Annotated in this window: 15 protein-coding genes; 7 read left to right on the top strand and 8 right to left on the bottom strand. The window is 29.7% G+C overall.

The features are described from left to right. Positions 1-16: 16 nt before the first annotated feature. Positions 17-394, top strand: a complete 378-nt coding sequence (locus tag BM319_RS03440; RefSeq protein WP_091021306.1) for a DMP19 family protein — start codon at positions 17-19, stop codon at positions 392-394. 258 nt (positions 395-652) lie between these two features. Further along, positions 653-1132: a PaaI family thioesterase gene (locus tag BM319_RS03435; protein ID WP_091021305.1), complete on the top strand. Its 480-nt coding sequence runs from the start codon at positions 653-655 to the stop codon at positions 1130-1132. 263 nt (positions 1133-1395) lie between these two features. Here the strand turns inward: BM319_RS03435 and dltD are convergent, their stop codons facing one another. The 5 genes from dltD to BM319_RS03410 all read right to left on the bottom strand — a co-directional run bounded on the left by dltD (position 1396) and on the right by BM319_RS03410 (position 6495). Beyond that, entirely contained in the window at positions 1396-2613 is a 1218-nt protein-coding gene (dltD, locus tag BM319_RS03430) for a D-alanyl-lipoteichoic acid biosynthesis protein DltD (RefSeq protein WP_025568363.1), read from the bottom strand. Between the two features lie 34 nt (positions 2614-2647). Next, positions 2648-3796, bottom strand: a complete 1149-nt coding sequence (gene dltB / locus BM319_RS03425) for a D-alanyl-lipoteichoic acid biosynthesis protein DltB (protein ID WP_025568364.1) — start codon at positions 3794-3796, stop codon at positions 2648-2650. Positions 3797-3828: 32 nt separating this feature from the next. After that, positions 3829-3945, bottom strand: coding sequence for a teichoic acid D-Ala incorporation-associated protein DltX (gene dltX, locus BM319_RS03420; RefSeq protein WP_141437815.1), 117 nt, complete (start codon positions 3943-3945; stop codon positions 3829-3831). 459 nt (positions 3946-4404) lie between these two features. Next, on the bottom strand, positions 4405-5061 hold the full coding sequence (locus BM319_RS03415) for a phosphatase PAP2 family protein (RefSeq protein WP_025568365.1): 657 nt from the start codon (positions 5059-5061) through the stop codon (positions 4405-4407). Between the two features lie 171 nt (positions 5062-5232). After that, on the bottom strand, positions 5233-6495 hold the full coding sequence (locus tag BM319_RS03410; RefSeq protein ID WP_139226476.1) for a VTT domain-containing protein: 1263 nt from the start codon (positions 6493-6495) through the stop codon (positions 5233-5235). Positions 6496-7075: 580 nt separating this feature from the next. Between BM319_RS03410 and BM319_RS03405 the strand changes: the two genes are divergently transcribed. The 3 genes from BM319_RS03405 (at position 7076) to BM319_RS03395 (ending at position 9928) form a co-directional block, all read left to right on the top strand. Then, on the top strand, positions 7076-8098 hold the full coding sequence (locus BM319_RS03405; protein WP_483295438.1) for an ROK family transcriptional regulator: 1023 nt from the start codon (positions 7076-7078) through the stop codon (positions 8096-8098). Between the two features lie 86 nt (positions 8099-8184). Continuing rightward, on the top strand, positions 8185-8565 hold the full coding sequence (locus BM319_RS03400; RefSeq protein ID WP_025568367.1) for a VOC family protein: 381 nt from the start codon (positions 8185-8187) through the stop codon (positions 8563-8565). Between the two features lie 121 nt (positions 8566-8686). After that, positions 8687-9928, top strand: a complete 1242-nt coding sequence (locus BM319_RS03395) for an MFS transporter (RefSeq protein ID WP_091021302.1) — start codon at positions 8687-8689, stop codon at positions 9926-9928. 339 nt (positions 9929-10267) lie between these two features. Here the strand turns inward: BM319_RS03395 and BM319_RS03390 are convergent, their stop codons facing one another. Further along, the gene (locus BM319_RS03390) at positions 10268-10468 is read right to left on the bottom strand and encodes a cold-shock protein (RefSeq protein WP_025568369.1); all 201 of its coding nucleotides are present in this window, start codon (positions 10466-10468) and stop codon (positions 10268-10270) included. Positions 10469-10751: 283 nt separating this feature from the next. Between BM319_RS03390 and BM319_RS03385 the strand changes: the two genes are divergently transcribed. Then, positions 10752-11219: a CarD family transcriptional regulator gene (locus tag BM319_RS03385; RefSeq protein WP_025568370.1), complete on the top strand. Its 468-nt coding sequence runs from the start codon at positions 10752-10754 to the stop codon at positions 11217-11219. Between the two features lie 236 nt (positions 11220-11455). Here the strand turns inward: BM319_RS03385 and BM319_RS03380 are convergent, their stop codons facing one another. Next, positions 11456-11668: a hypothetical protein gene (locus BM319_RS03380; RefSeq protein ID WP_025568371.1), complete on the bottom strand. Its 213-nt coding sequence runs from the start codon at positions 11666-11668 to the stop codon at positions 11456-11458. 358 nt (positions 11669-12026) lie between these two features. Beyond that, positions 12027-12227 carry a cold-shock protein gene (locus BM319_RS03375; RefSeq protein ID WP_025568372.1) on the bottom strand — a complete coding sequence of 67 codons (201 nt, stop codon included), beginning with the start codon at positions 12225-12227 and terminating at the stop codon, positions 12027-12029. Positions 12228-12494: 267 nt separating this feature from the next. Between BM319_RS03375 and BM319_RS24970 the strand changes: the two genes are divergently transcribed. Beyond that, positions 12495-12674, top strand: a complete 180-nt coding sequence (locus BM319_RS24970; protein ID WP_286143672.1) for a hypothetical protein — start codon at positions 12495-12497, stop codon at positions 12672-12674. Positions 12675-12680: the final 6 nt, after the last annotated feature.

Below are 12680 nucleotides of genomic sequence, written 5' to 3'. Positions count from 1 at the left end.
CAGGGGAGTTCATCAAATGAAAAATACAGAAGATCTATATTTAGAGATGTCTGATAAAATTTTGGAAAAAGAAAGGAAAAAGGGAGTTGTGGCCCTAAATGAAAATGAAAGAAATTTTTATTTAATAGATAGTCTCTTAATGGAATTGAATAACGGTGGATTTGATCAATATTTCTTAAATTGGACTGGCGAACATTGGCAGGAAACTGTTGCGATCTTAGATAAATTAGAAATAAGTTTCCTATCTAAATTAGTTAAAAAAGCTAATGAAATCTATCGAAGTGGTAAATCCGAAGATGATATTCTTGATGAACTTAATGAATTAGATAATGAATTTTATAATAATTTGAACTATAAAGATATTTATGAAAAAGTAATGAAATTTTCCAACTAATTTTTTCCAAAAAATAAAATTATCAGTAATACAATAAGAAGTAGTTCCAATAGTAATTCTCCTTGTGCATATAATTTTTAGTTAATTGTAAACTTGAAAAATATTACTCTACTTTAAAAGTATAGTTAATATTAACGGAATTATCAGGAAACTATTGTACATAAGTAAGACCTTGTATATATTTAAAGTACAATATGATCGAACGATTGCTCATATTATGATTAATTTTATTTAAAAACCGATTAAGGAGGATGAATGATGGAAGAAGTAATTGAAAAAGCAATTCAAGATATCTACCCAGATGATTTCGCTTGGTGTTATGGATGTGGTCGTTTAAATAAAGATGGTCATCATCTTCGCACTGGTTGGCAAGGTGATAAAACAGTTACGATCTTTACACCTGAATCAAAGTACATGGGCATTCCGGGTTTTATTTATGGTGGATTAATAGCTTCGTTAATTGATTGTCATGGGACAGGTTCTGCCTCACTCGCTTTACACCGTAAGAATGGAAATGAAATAGGAGATGGCACAGTACCACCTAGATTTGTAACCGCTGCCCTTAATGTAGAATATCTTAAACCTACACCACAAGATGTTGCACTAAAAGCAGTTGGAACTGTTGAAGAAATCCATCCTAAAAAATGGAAAGTTCATACAGAATTATTCGCAAATGATATTCTTTGTGCACGTGGAGAGGTAGTACTTGTTGTAATGCCTAGCACATTTTTAAAATAAAATCTTTAAATAAATATCTACTCCGTTCCAAGTCTAAGAGAAAATTTCTTAGCCATTTTAAGTAGGTTATTTAATGTGTAAAGAAATAAAGAAATATGAAGTTATGAATTTATTAATCCATGCGAACGATTACATACATAGAAACTATGGCTGCTTAAAGTAAAGAATTTTAAAAAAAGCTTCCGAACACTCAAATTTTGTGTTCGGAAGCTTTTTTCTATGGCCAATATTTAATCTCATATACACATTTTAATCATGGTCAATCAGTTAACCACTAAGTTTTGAGAATTTTTATTAACTTTTTCTTTATTGTGCAAGAAAGATTCCATTGCTTGATCCACATAAACCCATCCCTTTAAACTTAAATGAAGTGAATCTCTGAAAAAATATTTATCATATTCATGGTTCGATAAGTCTTCAACTTCAAATCCAGAATCACGAATTTCTTTAGATACTTTTTTATAATACAAAGTACGTTCTTCTTTTTTAAAACCAACGTAATCATAAAAGTACCCATTTACTGGAATAGATATGAAAAGTGGTTTTGCGCCAGCGCTTTTTAATAAATCTAATTCCAGTTGTAGGTCCTTATATTCAGGTGATTCTTTATAGGAAGCTGTGGATCTAGAGTTCTTTAATTGACTAATTTTATTAGCAAAATGCAATGTATAAATACTGTTTCTAATATAAAATGGATTATTGGTTGCTGTTTTCTTTCCTTCTTTTTCTGCAATTGCCATCAGCTCTTTATATGATTTATTCTTTGAAGTTGAGTAATTATTTATTTTAATATTACTGATAAAATTAAATTTTGATGTAAGTACGTCTTGTTTATTTATAATTGATAAATAAGGATTGACTAAATTATTAGTAATTAGTTTATTAGTTAGTTTTTCTGTTTTCATTCCAAGTGCCTGCCTCATCAAAGTCGCAAGCATTTTATCATTTCTTACTATTGTATAATCAAGTAATCGATTAATTGCTCTTTCTTTTATATCCATAGGGATTTTATTATTTTTTGCAAATTCAATTGCTTGTAACTTCGAAAAATTCGGGTCAAAACGTTGTTCATCTAATCCTCTTTTATTAAACCATTGTGGTGAAATTATAAAAATTATCTTTTTCCCTTTTAGACTTGAATAGTTAGCAGATAAACTAAGGAAATGTATTAAAGATTGAGTTCCTCCTCTTCCAATTAGGAAAGGTGTATATTTTGGATCATATGCCTTAAAAAAATTTGAAGGATGAAACTGATCAAATCTTGAAAGTTCAGACGAACCATAGATTGGTATAATGGTAGGATCTTTCATAACTTGTTTTTGTACTGTAATACCTTGGAAGATAGCAGGACTAAGTGAGCTAGATTGATGCCTAGCTGTTCGATTTGTAACTAGTGGTGTTAACCATTGCTTTGGAATGGTAATTATTAATATAACAACTATAACAGCCAAAAACATTGGACCGAAAGTAGTTTTTTTCATATCTAATCCCTCATTTGAAGTCTAATTATTTGTTTTAGAATAATGTTCCTGAAAAAATTAAAAAACCAAAACAAATAAAGTGAAATGTAATAATTATTGAAAGTATATCAGTGAATTTTGTTCGCCGAATTAATTTCTTTTCTTTGTTTTTCCTTTCAAATAGATCGTAGCAAATAATTAAAATAGCATGGTAGATACCATAAACAATGAAATGCAACGCAAGTCCATGCCAAAGACCCATTAAAAAAAATAAAGTAAAGTAAGAAATATACGAAATAACATATCGATTTTTTATTATTTTCTTTTTTTGTAAGAAAAAAACTAGCCTCATATAAACATAATCTCTAAACCAAAAAGACAATGTCATATGCCAACGATTCCAAAAATCTTTAATATTTCTACTTAAAAATGGTTTATTAAAGTTCTGTGGTGTTTGAATACCTAATAAATAGCTAACTCCGACTGCAAAAGCACTATAACCTGCAAAATCAAAGAACAAATAAAAACTGTATGCATACATGTATAAAAGTTTTAAGACAAATAGGTCTTCATGTAAATAGACATTTGAAATAATATACAAATTGATAGCATGGGCAATAATATACTTATAAAGAAACCCTCGAAAAATTAAGTTTATACCATTAAATAAAAGAACTTTATATTCCTCAGGTTCAAAGCTATTCTTGAAATCCTTCTCAAATCTTCGATATCGATCAATCGGACCAGACGTAAAAGTTGGGAAGAACAAAAAGAACTGTAGAAACTCAAATAATGTTAACGATTTGATTAATCCATCCCTTATTTCAATTAGTAATTGGATTGATTTGAAAGTTACATATGAAATACCCAAAAATCCAATTATTGAATTTGGAATTAAAAGTGGCTGAACCTTAGTTAAAATTAACGGAAATAACGTTAATACGATTAAAAAATAAAAAACACGAGGATTATTGTATTTCTCACGATACTTTCTATAGTTAATGACCAATACTGATTGGAAAATAGTAAAACATATAAAAAATAACAACTGTTTTATATCGTCTTTAAAAATTAGTAAAATAAGTGTCCAGCCAACAAGCGTATTGTAAAATGTTATCTTTTTTCCTCTTAACCCATAAATAACAATTGGTAAGAATAATAACATCAATAATAAAAAATATAGTAAATTTTCGTATGGTGTCATTTGAATACCTCTATAAATATTAGTTAATAAAATTAAAATTCATTATAAATAAATGTTGATGAGCCAGAGGAATTACAAATGTAAAAATATATTAGCAATATGATGATCATCAAATAATAACTAGTTTTGAAAAACCATTGAAAAATCATTGCATTTTTATAAACTAGTTTTGTTTTCTTTTCTTTCATAGTTAATTCTCCCTTTAATTTCTAAGTTTAAAATTGAATGTTTTAATTTGTTTATAAGTACGTGAAATGTATAGCATTGCTATATAATAGCACAGTAAAAAAGCAAAAAAGATTATATTTTTTTAATCAATTTCACTATAATTTAATGATTGGCTATAAAATTTATTATTGTTTATATTTAGGCATTTTTTTGATTGTATAAGTGGTTAATAATTAAATTGTTTTAATGAAATTTAAAGTGAATTTTCATAATAGAATCTACGAAATTTAACATAATTTTTTGAAGGAATATCATAATATTAAGCAAATGAAAAAGAGAGAGTTACGGCACTCTCTCTTTATTGTTTGTATAATGCAAGGCTTCTCTCATCAATCCGAACAAATATAAAATTTCTTTTTTTACTATAAGTAATAAAACCTTTAAGCGCATTGTTTTCGTTCATATTGCTTTTCTTTATAGCGCTGATAATACCAAATGGCAATACTAATCCAAAATCCTCCAGTAAAGTAGCCAGCAATTACATCGCTTGGAAAATGAACTCCTAAATAAATTCTGCTTATACCAATTAAAAGAATCATTATGAAACTTATTAATATCAATAGAGAACGCCCAGATTTTGTACGAATATTTCTCCACAATATAAATGCTAAGATTCCATAAACTGTCATAGCATTAGTTGCATGCCCACTCGGAAAACTAAATCCACTTATTTCAATTAAACGGTGTAAATCAGGTCTCATCCTATGAAAGAAGAGTTTTAATAAAATACAAAGAATATTTGAGCCAATAAGAGCGGCAATAAATAATATTAATTCAGAACGGTGATCTAAAACTTTATAAAGAAAATATAGAATACCTATAGAAAGTAGAATTATAAATACGCTTGAACCTAAAAAAGTTATTAATTTCATAAAAGATGTCATGAAGGGTGATTCAAGCCCTTGTATAAAGTTGATAACTGTACTATCAAAATGATATATACTATGATTGCTCACTAGTAATACCATGAGTCCAAAACCAAAAAGTGACAAAAGACTAATTAAAAAAGCAATCGACAAAAAATACTTTAAATTCATTTAAAATACCTCAAATTTATAAGATTTAAATTGGATCTTACTAACTATAATACTCTTTCGTAACACTCAGCTAATGTAAGTAGAATGAAGTATTCCATTGAATGATTATAAAAAACATAGGTTATAAATCCATCCTAGCACTCAGATCCATAGATATATATATATTAATGTCTAAATGGCGCGTTTGTTTGGAAATGTCTTATATTGTTGTATGAGACGAAGTATTTCAAGTAGTAATAAGTTTAAAAATAACCATGCTGCTCCAAATGTATATCCTGCTATAAGGTCACTTGGAATTTGAATTGAGAAATAAATATTTGCTACTCCAATTAATATTAAAAGAAATAAAACTAAAATTGGAGTGATTAATTTGATTCGAGTAAAGATATCGTTTTTTAAATGGCGCATCAATACAAAAACAAAATAACCATAGACGACAATTGACATATAAGATTGTTCATTTGGAAACTCAAAGTGTAATAAAGAGCCGGTATTAGGTTTTAAATAATGAAATACATGCGTAATTACTTCTTTAAATATCACACCGCCAACAATAGATGTTATAAAAAATAAGAATTCCAATATTAAATTTCTCTTATTAACAAATAGTAAGATTAAAGAAACCATTGAAATAATAAGCAAAATTAAAGGTATTTGAAGAACAAGTAATCCCTTCATTATGAAATTCCAGTTGTCTCCAAAGAGTTCATTTATTATATATATACTAACTTCATTTAACTCTTTAAACTCATTGTGTAAATATTGTTCACTCAATCCTAAAGTAAAAATAAGCATACTTAAAAACAAAACAGCAAGGCAAATTATAAAAATTTCAATTCTTTTTAATGATAAAAAAAAACGAGTTGAAAATGAAGTTATATAATTATTTAAAAAGTATTTTAAGGATGTTTTGTATCTCCTTAGCATGAATAAAATTACAATAAAACTTAAAAGACCAACTATTCCTATTCCAAGGTATTTACTTGCAGAGTGATGAAATTTCTCCCACTGAGGACCAAGAACCTTACCAAGAGTGACAAAGGTAATAGACCAAAGAAACGCACCAATATATGCATTTCGTGCAAATATTTTAAAAGGTAATCGGGAAATCCCACTAAAATACCCGGTAAAATGGCGAATCCCAGGTATAAAAAAAGCAAATACCAAGAGTTTATTACCATGATGATCAAACCATTTTGCGGTTTTATTATATCGTTCGGGACCAAAGTGTATATATTTTCCGTACTTTAGAATAAGATTATATCCGAATCTATTACCAATCAAATAAGATACAGTAATTCCAATAACAGCACCCAATGTTGCTATGAAAATAGAAAGAATATAACTCATTTTACCTTGGTATATTAGATACCCTGTATAACTCATAGTGATTTCCCCTGAAATAGGTAATGCAATAAGTTCAAGTAGATTCACTGAAAATAACAATAGATAACGATGGTGTACGATTAAGGTAAGGAGTATGGACAAAGGATTTTTCCTTTCTAATTATATAAGTATTTATTTATACTCGTTGCTATATAGAAGTTCATGATTATTAGAATCTATACAAATATTAGAAATGAAAACTATAATATAAATCAATTTTGTTTTGGATTTTATCACAACTATATTAGTATGGTTAAGATATACACTAAAGTCCGTGAATATCTATATTTAGATTAACCAAAATGAAATATTAAATGTACTGGGTTCTATTAGTATTTACTGTAAGTATTGGTATAGATGTGATTTAGAGCAACTGTTTTCAGTTGCTTATTTTTTATAAATGAAATTAAAAGATATGTTACTAAAAAAATAAATAAATCGATTTTCAAACATGCAAATAGACCAAAATCTATACGAAGAAAAAAAGAGATGGAGAACTGCTAAATCATACCACCACGGTTTAATTTCATTTAATTCAATTTCAATTGTTTTAATCAAGTGTATATGGTAAATTAAGGTCATCAACTTATTAAAGGCGTTTAATAAGTTTTTTAAGGCGGTGAATTTAGTGAATGAATTTTTAGCAACTCCAAGCAATATGAAGAAAATGGTTCTTCGTGGTATTCGTACTACGCTCTTAAAATTAGGCAGTGCAACTAAAGTTGAATTAAGTCAAAGTCTAGAAATTAGTTTCCCGACAATTAGTAAGTTTCTAACAGAAATGGAAAAAGAAGGAGAAGTTCTTTTAGTCGGATTAGATCATTCTAGTGGTGGAAGAAGAGCAAAAAGATACTCTTACAATCCTGAACATATGTTAGGTTTAGTAATATTTTTAGAGGGAACTGAAACGAACTATATCATTTTTAATTGTATTGGTGAAGTAAAGGAACAAGGCAAAGCACCGAGTGCATTAATAGATAATAGTTTGCATTTTTTAACGATGACCATTGAAAAGATCATAACTAAATATCCGAAAATCAGTTCAATGTCGATTGGAGTACCAGCGGCGGTTAATAATGGAAAGGTGTTTTATATACCTGGATATGAACAGTTTCAAAACATTAATTTAAAAGAATATTATGAAGAACATTTTTCGATTCCTGTCATAGTAGAGAATGATATGAATGCAGCTGTTTTAGGTTTTCACAATAATAGAGGAATAAAAGATAAACAATCCCTTGTTTATTTGTATTCAGGTCAAAACGGTCCAGGTGCAGGAATTATGGTAAATGGAGATGTTGTAAGAGGAAATACATTTTTCTCAGGTGAGGTTTCATTCGTACCTCAATATGATGAAAGAAATTTTGGGCAGGCATTAGGAAATAGAAGAGGACTTAAAAACCTAATAATAAGTGAAGACTATGAAATTGATGCAATCAGCAGATTAGTCGCCTCATTTGTAGCGATCATTAATCCTCATTTCATCATTTTTTGTAAAGATGAAGTTGAAAACGTAATATTAGATAAAATTAGAATTGCTAGCTCAAATTATATTCCGTCCGAACATCTTCCTGTACTTACGACGAGTGATTGGAAACAAGATTATTTATTTGGATTACAAAGTCTTTGTCTTAAACTTATGATCGATTGAATATTTAAAAGGGAGTCATATAAGGTGGAGTGTGAGTTCATTTAATACTAAAATTTAGAATAAATGATATTGGGGAGTTAAAATAAATGAAAATTGAACATGTTGCTATATGGGTTAAGGATTTGGAAGGGATGAGGGAGTTTTACGAAACATTTTTTAATTGTAAGTCTAACAATAAATATCATAATAGTGAAAAGAAATTTGAATCTTATTTTCTTACCTTTGAATCTGGCGCACGATTAGAAATTATGCGTAAAGAGGGCATTGTTAAGGCTAACCTCGAAGATCAAATTGGTTGGGCTCATATTGCAATCTCCTTAGGAAGTGAAGACGCTGTCAATCAGATGAGTGCCAAATTTAAAAATAGCGGTTATCCTCTTATAAATGGTCCTCGTAGAACTGGTGATGGGTACTATGAGAGTGTAATTAAAGATCCAGAAGGAAATCTTATTGAATTGACAATTTAACTTATTAAAATGGTAATTAGGTAATTGATTCGGTACTTTTTAAACGAGTTTAATAAGTTTGTTTTTTTATACTTTTTAAACACATTTAAAAAGTTTTAACGTTATAACTAGGAGGTTAAATATGGAAACTTTATTAAATAGCCGCCAAATTCAATTATGGCGGGTCGCAATTTATTTTATTTTTGCTCTGACTGGATTTGCATTTGCATCATGGGTATCTCGTACGCCTGCTATTAGAGATGCGCTTGGTTCTACAACAGCAGAGATGGGTGTAATCATATTTGGGCTTTCCGTAGGGTCGATCATCGGATTGATAAGTGCCAGTATTCTTATCGCTCAAAAGGGCGGACGTTTTGTCATGGTTTTTGGTCTATTAGTAGTTTCTATCGGACTTTTAATTGTTGGAATCAGTGGTTCATGGCTGACAAATAGTTTAATTGTATTTATAGGGCTAGTTGTTTTTGGTTTTGGGCAAGGGATATGTGATGTAGCGATGAATGTAGAGGGAACCGCAGTTGAGAAAGCTGCTCAAAAGTCGCTCTTAACTGGTTTTCATGCTGCGTTTAGTTTGGGTACGCTTCTTGGAGCATTGTTTGGTTCGACAATGACTAAGTCGGGAATCTCTGTACCTATTCACCTGTCCCTTACAGCCTTAGTTATCGTTCTGACTGTTTTGTATTTATACCGTTTCATACCTGCTGACACAGGTAGAGAAGCTGCTAGTGACTCTTTTAAAGTAAACAGAACGAAGGAATATATGGCCGTATGGAAAGAGCGACGAACAATCATGATCGGTATTATTGTACTTGGAATGGCTTTCGTTGAAGGATCAGCAAATGACTGGTTACCACTTATTATGGTTGATGGATATAAGGTTACACCAGCTATGGGTTCTGTTGCATATGGTATATTTGTCGGTTCAATGACAATTGGACGTGCGATAGGTGATAAAATATTAGACCGATTCGGTAGAGTTATCGTTTTGCGCGCATCAGCACTTTTGGCTTTTGTTGGACTGATTATTGTTATACTGAGCCATAGTTTCGTAGTAGCAACGATTGGTATTGTTTTTTGGGGGCTTGGGGCAGCATTTGGTTTTCCAGTTGGATTATCCGCTGCTGGAGATGATCCTCACAGGGTAGCTGCAAGAGTAAGTGCAGTATCGACGGCTGGTTACCTCGCATTCCTAGTAGGACCACCATTTTTAGGAATTATTGGTGAACAAGTAGGGCTACTGCGTGCTCTGATTTTCGTACTTATTGCTGTAACGATCTCTGGACTGCTTTCAAAAGCTGCGAAACCGATTGGAAAACAAAATGATTTGGAAATGGACTCAAAAGTATCTAATTCATTAAAATTGTAGTTTGAAAGTATTGATCCTGGAATCAGAACATATTTAAAGAACGAATAGAGGAAAATCATTATACGATTATCCTCATTTTTCTTAATATCATGTTAGAATACAGGTAAACATTAGATAATGATTAAAAAAATGAATAATCTTAATAGTTTACTAACGATGTTCTTTTAGTAGAAATTTGTATATCCATTTTTTATAGGCTATAATACTTTAAACCATTTCTTTACCTGAGCTCCACGTTTAAATTTCCCCCTATTCTTAAATGAATAGGGGGTTACTATTTTTATTAAATAAAAAAAAGTCAGATTCTATTATTAGAATCCGACTTTTTAATTTTTTTAATTATGCTTTTTTAACGTTAGTTGCTTGAGGTCCGCGTTGTCCTTGTTCTACATCAAATGTAACTGCTTGACCTTCATCTAATGATTTAAATCCGTCAGTTTGAATTGCTGAGAAGTGAACGAACACATCATCACCATTTTCACGCTCGATGAATCCAAAACCTTTTTCTGCATTAAACCATTTTACTTTACCTTGTTCCATTTTTGTTTCCTCCTAGTGCGCTTTACACACGTTGTTATAATCCAATCTTAACATTAAATGTAAAGAAAATCAAATCCACCTAAATATTGGTGAAAAATTACATATTTTTTATGATCAATTTTCACTTAATTCTTAGACATTCATTTTAAAAATAAAAACACTAGCTAAAAAAAACATTTACTTATTGACATGACTTATTTAATACTGGTAAAATATTTATTTTGACAAAAAAATAATAAATGTTATGCTTAGATAGGTTCATAATTAAATGGGGGTGTAGATAATGTTTGAAGTTGGTGATAACATCTTTTATCCAATGCAAGGAGCAGGTGTAATCGAATCTATTCAAGAAAAAGAAGTACAAGGTGAAATACAGCAGTATTTTATTATAAGATTACTAATTAAAAAGATGGAAGTAATGATTCCAATTTCAAAAATGAGTAATTCAAGAATTCGAATGGTCGTTGATTCAAATACACTCGACAATATATTAATAAATTTCCATAATGGAGAATCTGATCGATCTCTATCATACAAACAAAGATTCAAGCTAAATACTGAGAAAATGAAAACAGGTAATATTGAAGAAGGCGCAGAAGTAGTACGTGATTTAATGCGTATAGATAAAGAAAAATCTCTTAATTCAAGTGAAAAACAAATGTTAGGTAACGCAAGTAAAATTTTTATAAGCGAACTTGAATTAGTTAAAGGCATATCAGAAAGCCAAGCCAAAGAACTATTATTCGGCTAAAAATCTTTCACTCAACTTACAAAGGAAGATTACAAAAATTAAAATTTTCAAACCGTGTATGAAACGAAACCCCTTTTATAAGACATTAGCAAAGCTCAATTATTGCTAGTGTTCCTACTTTTAAATTCCATTTAGAATATAATGATGCTAATTTAAAATTAATCCATTATATATTGATACTGAAATCGAGTATCTATTTCATATTTAACTTGTTCAACAATAAAAAAACATCCAAATTATTTGGATGCATATTTAAGTATTCCACTTAAAAAGAGTGAATCTTCTAACTGTGTGCACTCTTTTAATTTGATTAATCCATCTAGTTCTAGTTCCTTAGCTAGTTTTTCAATTATATTTGTATCATTTTCCAAGGAATTTTTAATGTCGATTATAAAGAAATTTCCTCTTGTAGCAAGTCGAAGGTTCTTTAAAAGATTTTCCTTACTCATTTTCACATCTCCCTTCTAAATTATATAATTCGACACAGAAGGGGTGTTGTCCTGTAAATTCAATTAAGTTACAAATTATTTGTAGGATGATCGATGATCTTAAGAGTATAACATTAATAATTCTCATACACTTTCAAGATACAAATACACATAATATTGTGAAAAATTAACTTAATGAAGGTATAAAATGAATGTTGTGTATTCATTTTTTATAGGCTATAATACTTTAAACCATTTCTTTACCAGATCTCCACGTTTGAATTTCCCCTTATTCTTAATTGAATAGGGGGTTTTTATTTTTTATTAAATAAAAAAAGTCAGATTCTACAAATAGAATCTGACTTTTTAATTTTTTAAATTATGCTTTTTTTACGTTAGTAGCTTGTGGTCCGCGTTGTCCTTGTTCTACATCAAAAGTAACTGCTTGACCTTCATCTAATGATTTGAATCCTTCAGATTGAATTGCTGAGAAGTGAACGAATACGTCATCACCATTTTCACGCTCGATGAATCCAAAACCTTTTTCTGCATTAAACCATTTTACTTTACCATGTTCCATTTTTACTTCCTCCTTATGTGCTTGAACACATTTAATGTTTATATAATAACAATTTAAATTAAGATAATCAAATTGTCTTACTAAAAAAATAGGTCTTTTCACTTATTTAAATGGAAATTAAAGGATTTTCTTTAATTTTTAATTAGAAATCATTGTGTAGTAGTAGCTATTTACGATGATTAGTTAAGGATTAAGATAGGCACTCGCCCTTCATTTTTTTCATAGGATACTGAGTAAAAAATAAAAAGAATGAAGAGAGTGATGAATATGTCAACTTGTCAAAGACTTGCGGATATGATTGGAGGAGAAGTCGTTCAAGCTACACCTGTATGTGTAATTATGCGTCTACGTGATATTAATGCGACTATTTTAGGTCGTAGGACTCGTTCTCCATTAGCACTTCCTTTCATGTTATCTTTTGAAGATAATGGGTTAAACCTTGGCTAATCTGTT

The sequence above is a fragment of the Bacillus sp. UNCCL81 genome (assembly GCF_900112535.1).
GTDB lineage: Bacteria > Bacillota > Bacilli > Bacillales > Bacillaceae_G > Gottfriedia > Gottfriedia luciferensis_B.
Note: the sequence above shows the minus strand (reverse complement) of the source record. Positions and strands in the feature narration are given on the sequence as shown.